This is a genomic window from Pseudomonas sp. SIMBA_067, from assembly GCF_046534675.1.
Taxonomy (GTDB): Bacteria; Pseudomonadota; Gammaproteobacteria; order Pseudomonadales; family Pseudomonadaceae; genus Aquipseudomonas; species Aquipseudomonas putida.
Genome location: NZ_JAWRYH010000461.1, coordinates 1 through 270 on the forward strand (window position 1 = coordinate 1; position 270 = coordinate 270).

General features: G+C 38.5%; 1 pseudogene. It reads right to left on the reverse strand.

What is annotated here, in order from left to right:
* Positions 1-270 (reverse strand): annotated as a pseudogene (locus tag SB765_RS29895) (hypothetical protein); the annotation flags it as partial.

The window sequence follows — 270 nt, forward strand, 5'->3', positions numbered from 1 at the left end:
ATAGCGACATCATAGCTGGTTTGTAATAGTTGTTGGTTGTTTTTAAGCGCTTGTTTTACGTATTTATTAAGTAATGGCGTGTGCAGTGGAGTTAACCATTCATCATCCACTTTTAATACCGAACTTGCTGCTTGTTGCTGCCACTGCTGTGGTAAATTATTTGGAGCTTGTTGGCGCTGCGATGGGTTTAAGTTACTCACACAACCGCTTAGCATTATAATGCTTATTGCTAATAAAGATGGCTTATATTGCCACATCATGTTTAAACCT